19 protein-coding genes are annotated in these 18043 nt (G+C 72.9%); 7 read left to right on the top strand and 12 right to left on the bottom strand.

Annotated features, from left to right (window positions below; genetic code table 11):
• Positions 1–37: 37 nt before the first annotated feature.
• The 4 genes from DVA86_RS01960 to DVA86_RS01945 all read left to right on the top strand — a co-directional run bounded on the left by DVA86_RS01960 (position 38) and on the right by DVA86_RS01945 (position 3992).
• Positions 38–1009, top strand: coding sequence for a LysR family transcriptional regulator (locus DVA86_RS01960; RefSeq protein WP_208875208.1), 972 nt, complete (start codon positions 38–40; stop codon positions 1007–1009).
• A complete protein-coding gene (locus DVA86_RS01955; protein ID WP_208875207.1) occupies positions 1006–1908 on the top strand; it encodes a serine hydrolase in 903 nt (300 codons plus the stop codon). The genes DVA86_RS01960 and DVA86_RS01955 overlap by 4 nt, the downstream gene beginning before the upstream one ends.
• A 364-nt stretch (positions 1909–2272) precedes the next feature.
• Entirely contained in the window at positions 2273–3616 is a 1344-nt protein-coding gene (locus DVA86_RS01950) for an APC family permease (RefSeq protein ID WP_208875205.1), read from the top strand.
• Positions 3609–3992, top strand: coding sequence for a VOC family protein (locus DVA86_RS01945; protein ID WP_208875203.1), 384 nt, complete (start codon positions 3609–3611; stop codon positions 3990–3992). The genes DVA86_RS01950 and DVA86_RS01945 overlap by 8 nt, the downstream gene beginning before the upstream one ends.
• A 17-nt stretch (positions 3993–4009) precedes the next feature.
• Here DVA86_RS01945 and DVA86_RS01940 read toward each other — a convergent pair whose 3' ends face one another.
• The 8 genes from DVA86_RS01940 to DVA86_RS01905 all read right to left on the bottom strand — a co-directional run bounded on the left by DVA86_RS01940 (position 4010) and on the right by DVA86_RS01905 (position 11061).
• Positions 4010–4318, bottom strand: coding sequence for an Rv3488 family transcriptional regulator (locus DVA86_RS01940; protein WP_208875202.1), 309 nt, complete (start codon positions 4316–4318; stop codon positions 4010–4012).
• 175 nt (positions 4319–4493) lie between these two features.
• Entirely contained in the window at positions 4494–5438 is a 945-nt protein-coding gene (locus DVA86_RS01935; RefSeq protein WP_208875200.1) for a carbohydrate ABC transporter permease, read from the bottom strand.
• Positions 5435–6349 carry a carbohydrate ABC transporter permease gene (locus DVA86_RS01930; RefSeq protein WP_208875198.1) on the bottom strand — a complete coding sequence of 305 codons (915 nt, stop codon included), beginning with the start codon at positions 6347–6349 and terminating at the stop codon, positions 5435–5437. Before DVA86_RS01930 ends, DVA86_RS01935 begins: the two co-directional genes overlap by 4 nt.
• 25 nt (positions 6350–6374) lie before the next feature.
• Entirely contained in the window at positions 6375–7694 is a 1320-nt protein-coding gene (locus DVA86_RS01925) for an extracellular solute-binding protein (RefSeq protein WP_208875196.1), read from the bottom strand.
• Positions 7691–9595 (bottom strand): glycoside hydrolase family 2 protein, encoded by a 1905-nt coding sequence (locus tag DVA86_RS01920; protein WP_208875194.1) that lies wholly within the window; start codon positions 9593–9595, stop codon positions 7691–7693. The genes DVA86_RS01925 and DVA86_RS01920 overlap by 4 nt, the downstream gene beginning before the upstream one ends.
• A 188-nt stretch (positions 9596–9783) precedes the next feature.
• The gene (locus DVA86_RS01915; RefSeq protein ID WP_208875192.1) at positions 9784–10092 is read right to left on the bottom strand and encodes a hypothetical protein; all 309 of its coding nucleotides are present in this window, start codon (positions 10090–10092) and stop codon (positions 9784–9786) included.
• A gap of 63 nt (positions 10093–10155) precedes the next feature.
• Entirely contained in the window at positions 10156–10308 is a 153-nt protein-coding gene (locus tag DVA86_RS01910) for a zinc ribbon domain-containing protein (RefSeq protein ID WP_208875191.1), read from the bottom strand.
• Between the two features lie 36 nt (positions 10309–10344).
• Positions 10345–11061, bottom strand: a complete 717-nt coding sequence (locus DVA86_RS01905; RefSeq protein ID WP_425470741.1) for an SDR family oxidoreductase — start codon at positions 11059–11061, stop codon at positions 10345–10347.
• Between the two features lie 215 nt (positions 11062–11276).
• Between DVA86_RS01905 and DVA86_RS01900 the strand changes: the two genes are divergently transcribed.
• Complete coding sequence (locus DVA86_RS01900) at positions 11277–12107, top strand: helix-turn-helix domain-containing protein (protein ID WP_208875189.1); 831 nt, start codon at positions 11277–11279, stop codon at positions 12105–12107.
• 31 nt (positions 12108–12138) lie between these two features.
• Here the strand turns inward: DVA86_RS01900 and DVA86_RS01895 are convergent, their stop codons facing one another.
• Together DVA86_RS01895 and DVA86_RS01890 are read right to left on the bottom strand one after the other, a co-directional pair.
• A complete protein-coding gene (locus DVA86_RS01895; protein WP_208875188.1) occupies positions 12139–13767 on the bottom strand; it encodes an ABC transporter permease in 1629 nt (542 codons plus the stop codon).
• On the bottom strand, positions 13764–14720 hold the full coding sequence (locus DVA86_RS01890) for an ABC transporter ATP-binding protein (protein ID WP_208875186.1): 957 nt from the start codon (positions 14718–14720) through the stop codon (positions 13764–13766). The genes DVA86_RS01895 and DVA86_RS01890 overlap by 4 nt, the downstream gene beginning before the upstream one ends.
• Before the next feature lie 74 nt (positions 14721–14794).
• Here DVA86_RS01890 and DVA86_RS01885 point away from each other — a divergent pair, with 74 nt between their 5' ends.
• Entirely contained in the window at positions 14795–15580 is a 786-nt protein-coding gene (locus DVA86_RS01885) for a TetR family transcriptional regulator (RefSeq protein ID WP_208875184.1), read from the top strand.
• A gap of 40 nt (positions 15581–15620) precedes the next feature.
• On the opposite strand, the gene DVA86_RS01880 is transcribed toward DVA86_RS01885, so the two are convergent.
• On the bottom strand, positions 15621–16463 hold the full coding sequence (locus DVA86_RS01880; RefSeq protein WP_208875182.1) for a helix-turn-helix transcriptional regulator: 843 nt from the start codon (positions 16461–16463) through the stop codon (positions 15621–15623).
• Positions 16464–16566: 103 nt separating this feature from the next.
• Here DVA86_RS01880 and DVA86_RS01875 point away from each other — a divergent pair, with 103 nt between their 5' ends.
• On the top strand, positions 16567–17274 hold the full coding sequence (locus DVA86_RS01875; protein ID WP_208875181.1) for an SDR family NAD(P)-dependent oxidoreductase: 708 nt from the start codon (positions 16567–16569) through the stop codon (positions 17272–17274).
• A 265-nt stretch (positions 17275–17539) separates the two neighbouring features.
• Here DVA86_RS01875 and DVA86_RS01870 read toward each other — a convergent pair whose 3' ends face one another.
• The gene (locus DVA86_RS01870) at positions 17540–17995 is read right to left on the bottom strand and encodes a MarR family winged helix-turn-helix transcriptional regulator (protein WP_208875180.1); all 456 of its coding nucleotides are present in this window, start codon (positions 17993–17995) and stop codon (positions 17540–17542) included.
• Positions 17996–18043 lie beyond the last annotated feature (48 nt).

The raw sequence follows: 18043 nt of genomic DNA, 5'->3' as shown, positions 1-18043 counted from the left end.
CGGCTGGTTCGATGCCGGTTCGGCATACCATGTGGTCGTGGACCTCATCGGCGGCTGCAGAGCGTTCGTGAGCGTGAGCGAGACAGGCAGCTTCACCCGCGGTGCCGCGGCCGCGCGGATTCCCCAGTCCGTCGCCAGCCGCCGCGTCGCCGCGCTCGAACGGCACCTCGGCGAGCGGCTGTTCGACCGCTCGGCCCGCCGCGCCAGCCTCACCCCGTTCGGCCGGGACATGCTGCCGTCGGCGCAGCGCCTCGTACGGCTGGCCGACGCGATGGAGCAGGACGCGAAACGCGCCCGGCTGCGGCCGCTGCGCGTGGCCGTACCGGACATCTGCACCACGCGGGGGCTCGCCGAACTCGACGCGGAGGCGCGCGCGTACGACATGTTCCTCGAGTTCCGGCGGGCCGCGCCGGGCGACCGGGCCGAGCTCGTACGCGGTCACGACGTGCGCGCAGCCATTACCGCGGCGCCCGCCGAGGACGGGGTCTGGACCGTACCGCTGGGCGTGGCCAGCGCCACGAAGCTGCACCCGGGCGCCGTCCACCTGGAGACCCTGCGCCCCGGGAGGCACGCGCGGCTGCCGCGCCGCCGCGTCTGGATACAGCCGGAGGACGACGTACCGCACATACGGGACCGCCTCATGCGCGTCCGCGACGCGGTGGGGCTGCAGCCCGCCCAGGTCGCCGTCGCCGACTCGCTGACGGCGGCCGCCGCCGACGTCTTCGGCTCGGCCGACCTGCTGCTCTGCTCCACGGCTCAAGCCCGCGAACTCGGCCTGCACTGGCGGCCGGTGGGCGAACTGCGGCTCGCCCGCGGCTTCGGCGTCACGGCCGTCCTCGACGACGACGCGGAACGCCTTCGTACGCGACTGTGGGACGGCATCGCACAATGTCTGGGAGCGACGAGCGAGGGGCGCCCGGACGTGGACCGGGCGCAGGAAGCGGACCGAGCGCGGGAAGCGGACCGAGCGCGGGAAGCGGACCGAGCGCGGGAAGGGGGACCATCATGAACGCCGAAGCGCTGATCCGGGGGATACGCGCGGAGCTCGACGACGGCGGGCTGCAGGGTTCGCTGCTCGTACGGGACCTCCGTACGGGGCACGAGATCGGTCTCGAACCGGACATGCAGTTCCCCATCGCCTCGCTCGTCAAGGTGCCGCTGGCCGCCGTCACCCTCGACCGCATACGCCTCGGCGAACTCGACGGCGCCACCCCCGTGGAGATCCCGCCCAGCCCGATCTCCACGCCCGGCCCGATAGGGCTCAGCAGGTTCCGGCACGCGGCCCGTGTCGCCGTCGACGACCTGCTCTATCTGAGCCTGTCGATCAGCGACAACGTGGCGGCCGACCTGCTGTTCGGCCTGACCCCGCCCGCAGAGGTCGCACGGCGGCTGCGCGAGTGGGAGGTGCACGGCATCACCGCACGGCACTCGATGCGCGAACTCGGCGAGACCCCCGCGGAACGCTTCGACGCCGACGAGGTCCATCTCGCCCACTCCCTCGCCATCGGCGCCGGGACCGCCGGACGCGGGCACCCGGTGGCGCAACTCGACGTCACCCGCGGCAACTCCGGCTCGGCACGGGCCATCGTCGACCTGCTGCAGGCCCTCTGGACCCCCTCGAAGATCGACTCCGGCGTCGCGGAGCGCGTACGCGAACTGATGGGCCAGAACGTGCTGCGGCACCGGCTGGCGCCCGACTTCAGCTCGGACGCCACGAGTTGGTCGTCGAAAACGGGCACGCTGCTCAACCTGCGCCACGAGGCGGGTGTCGTGGAGCACGCCGACGGCCAGATGTTCGGCATCGCCGTCCTCACCGAGTCCCGCGTGCCGGCCGTACAGCAGCCGGAGGCCGAGTCCCTCATGGCCCGCGCGGCCCGCACACTCCGCGACCACTTGCGCCGCGCCTGATCGCCCTCCCCGCGCCTGTGCCCGCGCTCTGCGCGGGAGGGGAGCGTTCGCTCCCTCGTGCCTGACCGGTGCCTGCCGGACGGACTGGTTTTGGTGAGCCTTCGCCCCCATACATCCGCCGGATCGGGCTGAGCGCCTTCGCCATTCCGTTGGCCTGGCTCCGGACCTGCCTTTCGGTGAGGACGCGCCTTCGCCCCCTCAAGCCCGTCCGGCGATTGAGGACGGCCCTCGGCCATGATGTGCGTGTGCGCGGCGGACGACCGTGACACGGGGCTGACCGTGGCTGTTCGGGCGCCGTATCGCCATCCGATATCGGGCGCCGTAAGATGGCGGTGAGACGCACGCCAGTGGGGAGAGACCGGCCATGAGCGAGCCATCGGCCAGCGATGCGGCCAGCGATGCGGCCGGCGGGGCCGCCGGCGGGGCGGCACACGCCGAGGCGCACGACGAACTCCGGCGGCGGCTGGGCGTCTTCGACGCCGTCGTAATCGGCCTCGGCTCGATGATCGGCGCGGGCGTCTTCGCCGCCCTGGCACCGGCGGCGGACGCGGCGGGGTCCGGGCTGCTGCTCGGGCTGGCCGTCGCTGCCGTGGTCGCGTACTGCAACGCCACCGCGTCGGCCCGGCTCGCCGCCCGCTACCCGGCGTCCGGCGGCACGTACCTCTACGGCCGGGAACGGCTCGGTGACTTCTGGGGCTATCTGGCGGGCTGGAGCTTCGTCGTCGGCAAGACCGCCTCGTGCGCGGCGATGGCCCTCACCGTCGGCTCGTACGTCTGGCCCGGCCAGGCCCAGGCGGTCGCCGTGGCCTCCGTCGTCGCGCTGACCGCGGTCAACTACGGCGGCGTGCAGAAGTCCGCCTGGCTCACGCGCGCGGTCGTCGCCGTCGTGGTGGCGGTGCTGGCCGCCGTCGTGGCCGTCAGCCTGGGCTCGGGCGAGGCGGACACGGGACGGCTGGACCTCGGCGGCGACGTGTCGTTCGGCGGCGTGCTCCAGGCCGCCGGCCTGCTGTTCTTCGCCTTCGCGGGCTACGCGCGCATCGCCACCCTCGGCGAGGAGGTCCGCGATCCGGCGCGCACCATCCCGCGCGCCGTGCCGCTCGCGCTGGGCCTCACGCTGGCCGTCTACGCGGCCGTCGCCGTCGCCGTCCTAGCCGTGCTCGGCAGCGCCGATCTGGCCGGGAGCGGCGCTCCGCTGGCCGACGCCGTCCGCGCGGCCGGCGTGCCCGGACTCGCGCCGGTGGTACGCGCCGGTGCCGCGGTCGCCGCACTTGGCTCGCTGCTCGCGCTGATCCTCGGGGTGTCGCGTACGACGCTGGCCATGGCCCGCGACCGGCACCTGCCGCACGCGCTGGCCGCCGTACACCCGCGGTTCCGGGTGCCGCACCGCGCCGAACTCGCGGTCGGCGCCGTGGTGGCGGTCGTGGCGGCGACGGCGGACCTGCGCGGCGCGATCGGGTTCTCCTCCTTCGGTGTGCTGGCGTACTACGCCATCGCCAACGCCAGCGCGTGGACGCTCACCAGGGACGAGGGGCGCCCGCCCCGCGTACTGCCCGCGCTCGGGCTGGCCGGCTGCCTGGTGCTGGCCTTTGCGCTGCCGCCGTCGTCGGTCGTCACCGGAGGAGCGGTCCTCGCGGCGGGCGCCGCCGTGTACGGCGTCCGCCGCACGGCTTCGCGGCAGCCCTCAGGAAAGGGAGAAGACAATGAGTGAGGTATCCGTGCGCTACATCGTCGACGACGTCGACGCCGCGGTCGCGTTCTACACCACGCACCTCGGCTTCACGCTCGCCCGGCGGCCCGCGCCGCCGTTCGCCGTACTGACCCGCGGCGGGCTGGACCTGCTGCTGTCCGCGCCCGTCGGGCCGGGCGGCGCCGCGCAGGTGATGCCCGACGGGCGGCGGCCCGAGCCGGGCGGCTGGAACCGCATCCAGGTGCCGGTCGACGACCTGGACGCCGCCGTCGCGTCACTGCGCGCGGCGGGGGCGGTGTTCCGGAACGACATCGTCAGCGGGCGCGGCGGCCGGCAGATCCTGCTGGACGACCCGGCCGGCAACCCCGTCGAACTCTTCGAGCCCGCGGGGGAGTAGCGCCGCCGGGCCCGCCGTCAGGACGGCGCGTCGTCGCCCAGCACCTCGCGGGCCAGCTCCGCCAGCGCCCTGCGGTCCTCGGCCAGCGCCTGCCGCCCGGCCTCGGTGGCGCGGTACACGCGCCGGGTGCGGCCGTCGACCACCCGCTGCGCGGAGACCAGCAGTCCGTCCGCCTCCAGCCGGTGCAGCGTCGGATACAGCGTGCCGGGGCTGATGTGGTGGCCGTGCCGGGCCAGTTCGCCGGTCATCCACGCCCCGTGGATCTCCTCCTCGGCCGCGTGGTGCAGGATGTGCAGCCGCACCGCACCCCGCTGGAACTCCCGCACGCCGACCACCTCCGCGCCGCAGCCAGTGACGAACCCGATATCGGCCTCCGATTCTACGCCGCCCGCGCCCGCCCGTACCGCGGCCCGGGACCCCGTACGGCGGCCCCGGACCTCCGTACGGCGGCCCCGGACCTCCGTACGGCGGCCCCGGACGGACCCCGCAAACGGCGCCGGGCTACTGCCCGCCGAGCCCTGTCGTCGCCACGGACTTCACGATCTGCCGCTGCGCGACCATGAACACGACGATCAGCGGCACCGCCGCGATCAGCGCGGACGCCGCGGTCTGCGCGTACTGCAGGCCGTACGCGTCCTTGACCGTCGCGAGCCCCACCGGGAGCGTCATCAGGGACTGGTCGCTCGTGCTGATGAACGGCCACAGGAAGTTGTTCCAGGTGGTGATGAAGACGAAGATCGACACGGCTGCGAGTATCGGCCGCGACAGCGGCAGCACCATGCTGGTGAACACCCGCAGGTGGCCTGCCCCGTCGATGCGCGCGGCGTCCTCCAGTTCGGGCGGGATGCCGTCGAAGAACTTCTTCAGGATGTAGACCATCGGCGGCATCACGACCTGCGGCAGGATCATCCCGGCGTACGTGTCCACGAGACCCAGGGCGAGCATCTCGCGGAACATCGGCACGATCAGGATCTGCGGCGGCACCATGATCGACGCCAGTGTCGCGCCGAACAGCAGCCGGCGGCCGCGGAAGGACGTACGGGAGAACGCGTACGCCGCCGCCGCCGAGATCGCCACGGTGATCGCGGTCACCGCGACCGCCACGATGAGGCTGTTGAGCGCCCACACCGGCAGCTTGCCCTGGCTGAGGATCTTGGAGTACGCGTCCATGGTGAAGCCGTTGGCGGGCAGCCAGCCGTCGCCGATCGAGGCCGCGTCGGTCTCGTTCTTGAGCGAGGTGGCGAGCGTCCACGCGAGTGGTGCCAGCCACACGACGGTCATCAGGACCAGCGCGGCGAGCGCGGCGGCCTTCGCCGCCGGACCCGGACCGAGCACCTGCTGCGGCCTGGTGGAGCGGCGCGTACGGCGTGTGGCGCCGCGCCGCTGCCGCGGTACGGCTGGGGTGCGCGTGCGCGGTGGGGAGAACGTTTCGGCGGTCACTGTCACACCTCCTTGCGCGCGAAGAGCTTGAACTGGCCGACGGAGAGCACGAGGAGGAGCGCGAAGAAGACGTACGACATCGCGGCGGCGTAGCCGAGGCGGTAGCCGGTGAACCCGGTGTCGTAGATGTACTCCAGGACCGGCCGGGTGGCGCCGTTCGGTCCGCCCTTGGTGAGCAGGAAGATCTGGTCGAAGACCTTGAGCGAGGCGAGGATCTGCAGCACCCCGATCAGGGCCGTGGTGCGGTGGAGCTGGGGCAGCGTGATGGACCACAGCCGGCGCCAGGCGCCCGCGCCGTCGATGGCCGCGGCCTCGTAGAGGTGCTCGGGGACGGCCTGGAGGGCGGCGAGATACAGCAGGAAGTTGAAGCCGACGGTCCACCAGACGGTGATCAGGACGACGGACCACATCGCGTACTTCTCGTCGTCCAGCCATGCGATGGCGTCCAGGCCCGCGGACTGCAACAGGGTGTTGAGCATGCCGGAGTCCGGCTGGTAGAGCAGCACGCCGACCTGCCACACCACCGCGCTGGGCACGAGATAGGGCGCGAAGAACGACAGCCGCCACAGCCACTGGCCCGGCAGGCCCGTGTGCACCAGCAGGGCCATGACGAGCGCGAAGAGGACCAGGGGCACCGTCGACAGCAGCGTGAACACGACGGTGTTGCCGATGCTCTCCCACATACGGGAATCCGTCAGCGCCTCGGTGTAGTTGCCGAGACCGGCGAACGCGGCGTCGCCGCGGCCGGTGAGGCTCGAGTCGGTGAAGCTCAGCCACAGGCCCCAGAGCAGCGGCACCACGAGGAAGAGCACGAAGAACACCAGGAACGGTGCGGCGAACAGCGGCCCGGAGCCGCCGGGCCGGCGGGCGGGGACGCGGCGGTCCGTGGGACGGCCTGCGGAACGGACGGCGTTCATGACATCGATGTCCTTTCGGTCCGGTTCAGGCCGGGTTCGGCTTGCCGAGGGAGAACTCGACAGCGTCGGTCATCCTGTCGACCGTCTCGTCCGCCGAGGTGCCTCCGCCGAGCGCGCTCTGCAACGCCTGCGACATCTGCGACTGCACGTCCGTACCGGCACCGAAGAACCAGGCCGGCGGGTCCAGCGCCGGCGTCTCCGCGGACTTCGCGTAGTCCGACTGCGGCGACAGCTTCCCGTACGCGCGGGAGCGGACCACGGGCAGATAGCCGGGGATGTGCCCGGCCTCCGCCCACGTGAAGCTCGCCTTGAACAGCTCCGCGACCAGCCGGTGCGCGTCCCGGCGCCGCTCCGGGTCGGGGTCGTCGCGGTGCGGCAGAACGAACGTGTGGCTGTCCGCCCAGGCCGCGGGCCTGCCGAGGAGTGTGGGGAACGGGGAGGCGCCCAGATCCAGCCCTTCGACCTCGCGGAAGGCGGTGATGTCCCACTCGCCAGTGAAGATCATGGGCGAACTGCCGTTGGCGAACGCCCCGATCGCCGACGCGCCGTCCATGGATCCGCACTCCGGCGACATCATCCGGTGCATGAGCCGTACGACTCTGACAGCGGCGGCGCGGTCGATACGGGCGGGCTTGCGGCTGATGTCGAACTCGGCGCCGGTCTGTGCGAACAGCGTCCAGAACAGCCGCCAGTTCGCGGCCGGGTCCCGGACATGACCGTAGACGGGGCCCATCTTCCCCTTGACGGCGCGGAGTTGCTGTGCGGCGTCGAGATAGTCCTCCGGGGAGTCGAACGGTACGAGCCGCCCGTCGCCGTCCAGCAGCCCCGCCTTGTCCATCGCCTCCCGGTCGAAGTAGACCACCAGCGGGTGCGTGTCGAGCGGGAGCGCGTACGGCCTGCCGTCGTAGTGGCCGCGTTTCAGCGCGTCCGGGTTGAGGTCCTCGGCACGGATGCCGAACTCGGCGAGCGTGTCCATGTCCCAGGGATCGAGCAGGCCGCCGGGCGCGTAGCCCGCGAGCCGGGACACGTGCATGACCGCCAGGTCCGGCGGCCGGCCGCCGGCAGACGACATGGCGAGCTTCGTGTAGTACGAGGCGCCCCACTCGAGCACGGTGCTGGTGGCCCGCAGCTCCGGCACCCGCCGTTCGACCTGCGTCAGCATCTTCTTCATCAGGCCGCCATCGGTGCCCGCGAACAGGTTCCAGAACTGCAGGCCGCCCGTCACGGCCGAGGAACCCACCACCGACCCGCACGCGCTGAGGGCCGGGGCGGCGGCCGCGGCCGCCGCCCCGTACAGTGCGCCGCGGAGCAGGCGCCGGCGGGGGAGTGCGGGCGGCGGCGTCACGTGCCCGCTCCGTCCGCGGGACCGTCCTGCCCGCCGCCGGCGCCCGGGCCGTCCGTCTCGTACGCCGCTCTCCGCCGCTGGGCGGCCCGTACGCGCGCCACGTCGAGCTTCTCGGAGCGGTCGAAGCGGTAGATGCCGTTCTGCTCCTGGAACACGTCGGTCAGCTGCGTGTAGCAGTAGCCGAACATGTCGGGGTCCTCGAGGAGTACGCCCGTCAGGCCCTCGAACCGCCGATGGAAATCCTCCTCGTCGCGCGGCCGTTCGCCGTAGCCCCAGGACGTGTCGCGGTCCACCCCCGCGGCCTCCGCGTCCTCCGGGTTCCACCAGATGCCGCCGAACTCGCTGCAGAAGTACGGCTGTCCGGCGTACGGCACGGACCACGCCGCGTCCGGCTGCTCGTCCTCCGGGTTGACGAACGGGCGGTCCTTCGAGAGCCCGGCCATGATCCGCCGGAACGCCTCCGGGTCCTGCTCGTAGCAGTGCGAGTCGTAGACGTCGGTCTCCGGTACGCGATGGGAGTAGCCGGAGGTGTCGAGGACGGGGCGCGAGGTGTCGGCGGCCTTGGTGGCGAGGAACATCGCTCGGGTCACGTCGTCCAGCGCGGTGGGCCGGTCGTGGAGCAGTTGGCGGGTCTCGTTGAGCGGGCACCAGCCGACGATCGACGGGTGGGAGTAGTCGCGTTCGACCGCTTCCAGCCACTGGGCGACGTAACCGCTCGTCGGCTGCTGGTTGTCGGGCCCCACCGGGCCCGTGTTGCAGCCCCAGTCCCCGAACTCGCCCCAGACGAGATAGCCGAGCCGGTCCGCGTGGTGCAGGAAGCGCTCCTCGAACACCTTCTGGTGCAGGCGCGCCCCGTTGAAGCCCGCGGCGAGCGACAGCTCGATGTCCCGTACGAGCGCCGCGTCGTCGGGCGCCGTCATCAGGCCGTCCGGGTACCAGCCCTGGTCCAGCACCAGCCGCTGGAACACCGGCCTGCCGTTGAGCAGCAGCCGCTTGCCGTCGAGCGCGACGGAACGCAGCCCCGCGGTGCACGTCGCGCTGTCCACCACCGTGCCGCCGCCGTCCACGACTTCCAGCAGCAGCTCGTACAGGTGCGGGTCCTCGGGCGACCAGGGGCGGCGGTGCTCCTCCGGAACGTTCAGCACAAGACGCGGCGCGAGGTCGAGATGGGCGTCGGCTGCGGCCACGGCGAGGGTGCCCGACGCGTCGGCGAGCCGGGCGCGTACGCGGTGGCCGGCCCGGTTGCCGGACAGCGGCAGCTCCAGATGGAAGCTGCCCGAGGCGAGATCGGGCGTGATGCGCGGCCGGCGCAGATGGGTTTCGGCCAGGGGCTCCAGCCATACGGTCTGCCAGATGCCGGTCGTACGGGTGTAGAGGCAGCTGTGGTTCGCGTACTCCGGGGACTGCTTGCCGCGCGCCTGCGGGCCGTGCGCCGCGTCCCGCGCGCGTACGACGATCACGGCCTCGTCGCCGGCCCGTACGACACTGCCCAGGTCGGCGCTGAAGGACGTGAACCCGCCGCTGTGCCGGGCCACTTCGGTGCCGTCGACCCACACGGTCGCGTCGTGGTCCACGGCGCCGAAATGGAGGACGGGGCGCCGGCCTGCCCACTCGTCGGGTATCCGGACCGTGCGCCGGTACCAGACGGCGTGCAGGAAGTCGGTGTCACCGATGCCGGACAGCTCCGACTCGGGGCAGAACGGGACGGTGATGCGCTCCGGGAACTCGGCGTGCAGCAGGCCTCGTTCGAGGCCGCTGTCACCGGGGTCGCGGGCGAACTGCCAGGAACCGTTGAGGTTCAGCCAGTCCTGGCGTACGAAGCTGGGGCGGGGGTATTCGGGGCGCGGTACGGACGCGTCGGACGGGCTGCGGTGGGCACGCTCATCAGGCAGTGCGGACATCAGCTCTCCTGGCTGGCTGGTTCTCGCGGGCGAACTCATTGCAGCACAGGCTTACATCGTTGTAGAGACCTCTGACACGGGGAAAACCCAACGGTCGCAGAGGGGGCACGGTGCGGGGTCCCGTACGCGTGCTTCGTGGCCGAGAGCCGTTCCTCAAACGCCGGGCGGGCCGGACCGGGGTGCGCGGCTCAGCCGGCGAGGACGGCCGCCGCGCCCGCGAAAATCACCGCGACCGCGATGGACACCATCACGATCCGGCTGAGCTCCAGGGCGCCGGCGACGGCGCGGGCCGCGGCGGTGCCGACCGCCGCTCTGGCGGGCGTGCCGTCCGCCCCGTCGCGGAACCGTTCCTCCCCGGCGGCCGGTACGGCGCCGGTGGCCCGTACCGTGCCGGACGTTCCCGTGCCGTCGTCGTACGGCGGCGCCTCCGGCAGACGGGCGCCCGCCTGCTGGACGGCGGCCGGCGCACGCAACGGTTCGTCAGCGAATGCCTCCATGCCCTGTCCAACGACCCGCCGCGGCCCGGGCAACGCACCCCGAGCCCTCTTCTGACCCGCGAGTCAGCACGCGCCCGCGCACCACCCGCCGCACGCCGCGCCACCAGGGCCGCCGGCCTCCATCACGATGCCGCGGGCGGCTCCGGTGACGGCGGCGACGCGTCCGGTGTTGTCCCAGGCGGCCGGGGCGGCGTACGGGGCGGTGGTGCCGCTCATGGCTTCCTTCTCCTGCGGATGCGTTCCGTTCCGCGGTCAGCGCTGCCGGACCGGCCGTACGACGATCTCGTTCACGTCGACGTCCGCGGGCTGGGCGAGCGCGTACGACACGGCCCCGGCGACGGCTTCCGGGGGGATGGCGTGCGCGCGGTACTCGCGCATCACCTGTGCCGTGTACTCGTCGGTGATGGAGTCGGCGAGTTCGGAGGTGACCACTCCGGGCGAGACGGTCGTGACCCGTACCGAGGGGTCGCACTCCAGGCGCAGCCCTTCGGTGAGGGCCCAGGCGGCGTACTTCGTGGCGCAGTACACCGCGCCGGTCGGCACCACCTCGTGGGCTCCGGTGCTGGCGACCGTCACGAAGTGCCCCGAGCCCTGGGCGGTGAACACCGGCAGGGCGGCGGCGATCCCGTGCAGCAGACCGCGTACGTTCACGTCGATCATCCGGTCCCACTCGTCCGTGTGCAGGGCGTCCAGGCGGGACAGCGGCATGACGCCGGCGTTGCCGACGAGGACGTCGACCCGGCCGAACCGTTCGCGGGCGGAGCCCACGAAGGCGGCCACGTCCGCCCGGTCGGTCACGTCGAGCCGTACGGGGTGGAGGCTGCCGCCGGAACGGGCCGCCGCCTCCGCGGTGCGCTCGGCCAGCGCGTGTAGCCGGTCGGTGCGCCGGGCGCCCGCGACGACGTGGTGCCCGTCGCCGGCCGTGCGGGCGGCGACGGCCTCCCCGATGCCGCTGCTGGCGCCGGTCACGAGCACGACCTTGCGGGCGGCGGCAGGGCCGCGGTCCGGGCCAGTGCCACTTGTCGCAGATATCGTATTTGCCTGGTTCAACTGGTTCGTCTGATCCATTGGGTTCGTCGGCATGCCACGACGATCGCCGTACGGCCCGCGATGTGGGAGGCCACGGTCTTCCTGGGAGCACCGCACCCAGGAAGACCGTGCCGGGGCGGCCGTACGATGCGGGCATGGCACGGTCCGAACTCGGCGCCTACCTCAGCGCCCGCCGGGCCCGGGTCAGCCCGGGCGAGGCGAACCTGCCCAGCACCGGTCACCGCCGCGTGCCCGGCCTGCGGCGCGAGGAGGTGGCCCTGCTGGCCGGGGTCAGTGTCGACTACTACATCCGGCTGGAGCAGGGCCGCGAACGTACGCCCTCGGCGCAGGTGATCGACGCGCTCGCGGTCGCGCTGCGGCTCGGCGAGGACGCACGGCAGCACCTGTTCCGGCTGGCCGGGCTCAGCCCGCGGACCCGGGCCGTCGCCGTGGACGACCGCGTCGACCCGAGCCTGCTGCAGCTCATGGCCGCCTGGCCGGACAACCCGGCCGTTGTCTACAACCGCGCGTACGACCTGCTGGCGTCGAACGCCATCGCCGACGCCCTCTTCCACGACTGGGCGCACTCGCGCAACCTCCTGCACACCGTGTTCACCGACCCCGGCGCCAGGACGTTCTTCCGGGAATGGCACGACGTCGCGCGCAACGCGGTCGCCGGTTTCCGGCTCGGCCACGGGCACGCGCCCGACGACCCGCGAGTACGGGAGGTGCTGACCGAACTGCTCGACAGCAGCCCCGAGTTCGCCGGGCTGTGGGCCCGCCACGACGCCCGCGGCAAGGCCCTCGACCGCAAGCGCTTCGGCCACCGCGACGTCGGGACGCTGACCCTCACCATGCAGACGTTCGACGTCCGCTCCAGCCCCGGCCAGGAACTCGTCGTCTACCACGCCGAACCCGGCTCGCCCTCGGCCGAGGCCCTGACCCTCCTCGGCACCCTCGCCGCCACCACGCGCCGCGAGGCCTGAACGGCTCAGCCGGCCGCGAGGCCTGAACGGCTCAGCCGCCGGAGGCGAGGTCGCGGCGGCGGAAGCCGAGCACTCCGGCGGTGGCCAGTGCGGCGGCGAGTGCGGTCATGGCCAGCAGCGGCATCACTGTCAGCGGTTCGGCGGGGAGGTCGGGGAGGTGGCTGTAGGGGGAGATGTCGATGAGTGTGTCGGGCAGTTCGAGGAGTGCTCCGAACTGGCCGATGACCAGGCAGACGGTGAACGCCGCCCATGCCAGTGCCGCTGTCAGCCGTGGCAGGAGTCCGAAGACGGCGAGTGCGAGGCCGGCCAGGACGAGTGTCGGCGCGAGTTGGGCCAGCGTTGTCTTGAGCAGGTCGCTGAGGGCGCCGCTCATGTCGTGGGAGACCGCGCCGTAGGCGAGGCCGGTGCTCAGTCCCAGGACGGCGAGGACCAGTACGGTGCCGAGGACGGCGGCAACGGCGTGGGCGAGCAGCCAGTGGGGTCGGCTTACGGCGGTGGCGAGGACGGCCTCGGTGGGGCCGTTCTCCTCGTCGGTGCGCAGGCGGAGCAGTGCCTGAACGGCGAAGCCGGCGACGATCACTCCGAGGAGGCCCGTCATGCCGGCGAAGTAGGCGTCCACCAGGCTGCCTTCGCCGCCCAGGTCGCGTACGAAGTCGGCGCTCTTCTCGCTGCCGAAGAGGTCCTCGACCTGGTCGCCGATGCCACCGAAGACGGCGCCGAAGACCGCGATGCCCGCCATCCAGCCGAGCAGCACGCCACGTTGGAGCCGCCAGACCAGCCCGAGGGGGCGGAGCATGGCGGGCCGCGCCCGCAGTGCGCCGCGGCGGGCGGGCAGCATGCCGGTGCCGACGTCGCGGTGGACGCTGAGCCAGACGGCGAGCGAGGTGGTGATCAGGGCGAAGACCAGGAGTAGCGCCAGCGGCCACAGTCGGCCGTCGCCGTAGGGGCGCAGCTGCTGGCCCCAGCCCAGCGGTGAAGTCCAGCTCGGCCAGGCCGGGTCGACGGTGCTGCCGTCCGGGCCCGTGGTGCCGAAGGCGTCGCCTGCGGCGCGCAGCAGGAAGGTGCCGGCGAGCACGATCGCGGCCAGCCCGGAGGCGGCGCGGGCGCCGTCGGTCAGCTGCGCGGCGACCGCCGCGATCCCGGCGAAGGCCAGCCCGACACCGCCGAGGGCAGCGCCCGTCAGCACCGAACCGGCGGCGGGCAGCCCCGTACCGGCGAGGGCGAGGGCGCTGAACGCGGCGAGCAGTACGTTGGCGAGAGCGGCGACCAACAGGGCCGCGGTCAGTCCGGCGTGCCTGCCCACGGCGGCGGAGCCGACCAGTTCCGAGCGGCCCAGTTCCTCGTTCTGCCGGGTGTGCCGGACGACCAGCAGGATGTTCATCAGCGCGACGAGCACGCAGGTGAACACCAGCCCCTCGGACACGCTCAGTGCCCCTGAACTGCTCCCGGGTGCCGGGCCGGTGAACGCGCGGGTGACCACGTTGTCCGCGCGGACCTGCGCGTTCTCCAGGCGGTCGGCGGGGGTGTCGTACAGCCCGGTGATGCTGTCCGCGATGGAGGCGGGCAGCGCGGTGAGCGCGAGCAGCCAGACCGGCAGCCGGATACGGTCGCGGCGCAGGGCGAGCCGGGTCAGCACACCGGTCGCCGTCAGGCCGCTCACCGCGCACCCGCCGGGGCCGTCTCCCGAGCCGTCGCCGACGGATCGCCGTAGTGGCGCAGGAACAGTTCCTCCAGTGTGGGCGGCGCGCTGGTCAGGGCACGTACCCCGAGTCCGGCCAGGTGCCGGTGCAGGGGGGCCAGCTCGGCGGTGTCCACCTCGAACGTGGCGTGGTGGCCGTCGACGCTCAGATCGTGCACGCCGGGCAGTGCGCCGAGCCCGTCGGGTGGCGTCTCGGTCTCGACCGAGAGCGCCGTACGGGTCAGGTGCCGCAGCTCGTCGAGGGTGCCGGACTCGACGGTGCGGCCGTCGCGGATGATGCTGACGCGGTCGCACAGCTTCTCCACCTCGGCCAGGATGTGGCTGGAGAGCAGGACGGTCTTGCCGTCCCGGCGCAGCTCCTGCACGCACTCCTGGAAGACGGCCTCCATCAGGGGGTCCAGGCCGGAGGTGGGCTCGTCCAGGATGTACAGCTCCACGTCCGAGGCGAAGGCGGCGACCAGGGCGACCTTCTGCCGGTTGCCCTTGGAGTAGGTGCGCATCTTCTTGCCCGCGTCGAGGTCGAAGCGGTCGAGGAGCCGGCGCCGCAGGTCTTCGTCGAGGCCGCCGCGGAGGGTGCCCAGCAGGTCGATGGCCTCGCCGCCGGTCAGGTTCGGCCACAGGTTCACGTCGCCGGGCACGTAGGCCAGCCTGCGGTGCAGCGCGACGGCGTCGTCCCAGGGGTCGCCGCCGAGCAGGGCAGTGTGCCCGGAGTCCTTGCGCAGTAGGCCCAGGAGGACGCGGATGGTGGTGGACTTGCCCGCGCCGTTGGGGCCGAGGAAGCCGTGCACCTCGCCGGTGCGGGCCGTCAGGTTCAGCTGATCGAGAGCCCTCACCTCCCCGAAGGTCTTCACCAGGCCGTGGACGCTGATCGCGGTGCCCGGTTCGCCGCCGGGCGAGGGGTCGTTGGTGGGCACAGGGGTACTCCTCCGTCGGTTCTACTTACCTCTGGTAGGTGGATGGTAGCGTATTCCTGAACGGAGGTAAGCGGGTGCCGGGAACGGATCAGGGGACGGGGACGCGGGAGCGGATTCTCCGGGCGGCGGAGCGGCTGTTCGTCGAGCGCGGGTACCACGCGACGGCGCTGCAGGAGGTCGCCGACCGGGTGGGCATCACCAAGCCCGCGCTCTACTACCACTTCGACTCCAAGGCGGCGATCCTCGGCAGCCTGCTGGACCCCGTGACCGACGAGCTGGAAGCGGTGCTCGCCGAGGCCGTCGCCCAGCGGGACTCCCGCGGCATCGCGGCGGTGCGGGCCACGCTGATCACCGGCTGGCTGGACGTCTTCCTGCGCTACCGGGGCACGCTGGCCACCCTGTTCAGGGATCTGGCGACGGCCCCGTCCGGCTCGTACGACCGCCTGCTGCGGACGATGGAGGAGGGCATCGGGGCCGGGGCCGGGCCCGGCGCGGGTGTCGCCGAGCGGATCGCACTCGCGCAGGCCGTCTCCGCCATCACCGACCCGATCGCGCTGATGCCCGACCTGTCCGACGACGTCCTGCGGGAGCACCTGCTCACCGGCGCCTGGCGGCTGCTGCCGGACGCGGCCCCGAGCGCGGAGCGGGAACCAGGACCGGAGCCGGGACCGGGACCGGAGCCCGCCCCGCGTACGGCGCCGGAGGGCCGCACCGCGCGCGGCGGCCGGCCCCGTTCGCTCTCCCGGAGCGACGCCGACCTCGCCCGCGCGCTGTACGCCTCCGGCGCGCACACGGCCGGGGAGATCGCCGCGCGGCTGGGCGTCTCACGGGCGACGGTGTACCGCGTTCTCAAAACCTAGCCGCCAGTTCTGACACAGTTGTGAGACGATCGGTGAAGGGCTACCCCGTGAGCGTCTGCGTGCCCAGCACCGTGATCAGCGCGAGGCGTTCGGCGTCCTCCGTGCCCGGCTCGGCCGTGTACACCATGACGCGCAGGTCGCTGCCCGCCACGGTCAGCACGTCGCAGTCCAGCGTCACCGCGCCCGCCTCCGGATGGTCGACGGTCTTGCGCGCGGCCTCCTGCCGGCCGACCGCGCCGGAGTCCCACAGCTCCCTGAACCGGTCGCCGTGCACCCGCAGTTCCGCGACCAGCCGCCGCAGCCGCCGGTCGGCCGGGTAGCGGGCGGCGGCCGTACGCAGGTCGCCCACCAGTGCGGCCTCGAAGGCGCGCCGGGACTCGGGCGTGTGCCGGACGCGGGTGCCCGGCCCGACCAGGTTGCGCCACACGGCGTTGCGCTCGTTGCCGCGCCGGCCGGACGGATCGCCCATCAGCGCGGCGTACGGCGGGTTGGCCACGAGCAGGGTCCACGACGCGTCGTAGACCGCGACGGGCGTGCCCGTCATCCGGTCCAGCATCCGCTGGAGGCTCGGCGTGATGTACGCGGGAACCGTCTCCGGCCCCGGCGGCGCCTGCCCGGCCAGCTGGAACAGATGCGTGCGCTCGGTGCGCGAAAGCCGCAGCGCCCGCGCCAGCGCCTCGACGACCTGCACCGAGGGGTGGGACGCGCGGCCCTGCTCGAGCCGGGTCACGTAGTCCGCGGACACCCCGGCCAGCAGGGCCAGTTCCTCGCGGCGCAGCCCGGCCGCGCGCCGGTGCCCGCCGCCCGCGGGCAGCCCCGCGGCCTCCGGTCGCACCCGGTCCCGCCAGCGGCGCACCGCCCGTCCGAACTCCGCCGTCGCCATGCCGACCAGTGTGCACCGGCGGCCGCCTACGAGCCTGGTACCACCGGTCCCAGGACGACGGGACGACTGGCAGGCCCCCTGCCGCCGGGCGGAGCCTCGGTGCATGACCACCACACTGATCACCGGAGCGAACAAGGGCCTCGGCCACGAGACCGCACGCCGGCTCGTCGCCGCCGGCCACACCGTCTACGCAGGCAGCCGCGACCCCCAACGCGGGCGCCGCGCCGCCGAGCGGCTGGGCGCGCGCCTGGTCGTCCTCGATGTCACCGACGACGCGTCCGTCGCGGCGGCGGCGGAGGCCGTCGAGGCGGACGGCGGACTGGACGTACTGGTCAACAACGCCGGCGTCGAGGCCCGTACGCCGGACGGCGGGGTGCCCGGCGCCGCCGGGACGACCGGCGGCGGGATGCGGACGCTGTTCGAGACGAACGTCTTCGGCGTGGTCCGCGTCACCCACGCCTTCCTGCCGCTGCTGCTGCGGTCCGCCGCACCGGCCGTGGTCAACGTCAGCAGCGGCCTCGCCTCCAAGACGCTGGTCAGTACGCCGGGCACGCCCGCGTACGGATACCCGGGTGTCGCCTATCCGGCGTCGAAGGCCGCGCTGAACATGGTCACCGTGCAGTACGCGAAGGCGTTCCCGGGCATGCGGATCAACGCCGTCGAGCCCGGTTACACCGCGACCGATCTGAACGGGAACACGGGCACGCAGACCGTCGAGGAGGGTGCGGAGATCATCGTCCGCATGGTGCAGGCGGGCCCGGATGGGCCGACGGGAGGCTACTTCGACGCCGACGGCAGCCTTCCCTGGTAGCCGTACGGGCGGGCCTCACCGGTCCCAGTCGTACGCGTCGTCGTCCTCCTCCCACCCCGCCTCGCGGTCCTCGTCGCTGCGCAGGTCGTTCACCTCGTCCTCGGTGAACTCGGGCATGTGCTCCATGCCCCACATGATGCGTCAGCACGCCGTACGGTTCGTGGCACGGCCGCCGTGTCGCGAACCGTACGGCGCCGCCTGTCGCGAACCGCGCGTCCGCTTCCGCGTCCGGCCCCTGGGCCGGACCGGGCGTGACGCCCGGGACTCAGGGCCTCGGCCAGGGCCGCCCGTCGAGCCGCTCGATGTCGGCGTTGAACCGCCTCAGATATCCCGCGAAGGCCGCGATGTCCTCGTCCGACCAGTCCGCCATGACGCGCTCCAGGCCGTGCACGTTGCCCTCGCGCTCCTCGTCCAGCTGCCGCTCGCCCTCCTCGGTGACCCGGAACTTGCGGGCCATCCGCCCCTCCGGGTCCGGGATGCGCTCGACGAGTCCGGCGCGCAGGGCGGCGGCCGTCTGCCGGTTGAGGGTGGAGGCGTCCAGGCCGAAGGCGTCGCTGAGTTCGCCGATCGACATCGGGCCCTGCATCCGGATGCGGCTGAGCAGGACGTACGCGCTGCGCTCCAGGCGGCTGTCCGTGCGCCGCCCCTTGTTCTTGCTCAGGTGGCCGTGCCTGCTGAGCAGCATGTGCTCGTACTCCACCAGCTCCGAGGGCCTGACCATGCCGGTTCCTTCACCTGCTTCCGTTCCTCGGTGTGCAGTATACACGTC

The organism is Streptomyces armeniacus, assembly GCF_003355155.1.
In the GTDB taxonomy this organism is placed as follows: Bacteria; Actinomycetota; Actinomycetes; order Streptomycetales; family Streptomycetaceae; genus Streptomyces; species Streptomyces armeniacus.
This window is presented reverse-complemented; position numbering and strand designations above follow the sequence as displayed.

Excerpts from the sequence above, each read along its gene's own strand:
- DVA86_RS01930 (WP_208875198.1), bottom strand. The coding sequence starts at position 6,349 with ATGAACGCCGTCCGTTCCGCAGGCCGTCCCACGGACCGCCGCGTCCCC.
- DVA86_RS01875 (WP_208875181.1), top strand. The coding sequence starts at position 16,567 with ATGACCACCACACTGATCACCGGAGCGAACAAGGGCCTCGGCCACGAG.
- DVA86_RS01920 (WP_208875194.1), bottom strand. The coding sequence starts at position 9,595 with ATGTCCGCACTGCCTGATGAGCGTGCCCACCGCAGCCCGTCCGACGCG.
- DVA86_RS01870 (WP_208875180.1), bottom strand. The coding sequence starts at position 17,995 with ATGGTCAGGCCCTCGGAGCTGGTGGAGTACGAGCACATGCTGCTCAGC.
- DVA86_RS01955 (WP_208875207.1), top strand. The coding sequence starts at position 1,006 with ATGAACGCCGAAGCGCTGATCCGGGGGATACGCGCGGAGCTCGACGAC.
- DVA86_RS01880 (WP_208875182.1), bottom strand. The coding sequence starts at position 16,463 with ATGGCGACGGCGGAGTTCGGACGGGCGGTGCGCCGCTGGCGGGACCGG.
- DVA86_RS01945 (WP_208875203.1), top strand. The coding sequence starts at position 3,609 with ATGAGTGAGGTATCCGTGCGCTACATCGTCGACGACGTCGACGCCGCG.
- DVA86_RS01910 (WP_208875191.1), bottom strand. The coding sequence starts at position 10,308 with ATGAGCGGCACCACCGCCCCGTACGCCGCCCCGGCCGCCTGGGACAAC.
- DVA86_RS01900 (WP_208875189.1), top strand. The coding sequence starts at position 11,277 with ATGGCACGGTCCGAACTCGGCGCCTACCTCAGCGCCCGCCGGGCCCGG.
- DVA86_RS01915 (WP_208875192.1), bottom strand. The coding sequence starts at position 10,092 with ATGGAGGCATTCGCTGACGAACCGTTGCGTGCGCCGGCCGCCGTCCAG.
- DVA86_RS01950 (WP_208875205.1), top strand. The coding sequence starts at position 2,273 with ATGAGCGAGCCATCGGCCAGCGATGCGGCCAGCGATGCGGCCGGCGGG.